Origin of the sequence: Bacteroides sp. D1, assembly GCF_000157095.2 — a bacterium.
In the GTDB taxonomy this organism is placed as follows: domain Bacteria; phylum Bacteroidota; class Bacteroidia; order Bacteroidales; family Bacteroidaceae; genus Bacteroides; species Bacteroides xylanisolvens.
This window is the reverse complement of record NZ_JH114331.1, coordinates 501,555-501,777: the sequence shown is the minus strand read 5'-3', so window position 1 is coordinate 501,777 and position 223 is coordinate 501,555.

The window sequence follows — 223 nt, the reverse complement described above, 5'->3', positions numbered from 1 at the left end:
CTTCTTCCTTTTTAGGCTAGCAAAGGTATATGCATGAAGGGAATTGACTAAACTTAATCCCCCAAGAATTACAACTGAGCCCAAAAAACAGCTATCTATCATGCCTATACTTTGTCTATTTTAGTGTAGTATTAGGTGAGATTACCCATTTAAAGGCATAAGAATGCACGTTTTATAGGACGACAACCTGTATTTGACAGCTTAATAATCTATTGGGAGCGGG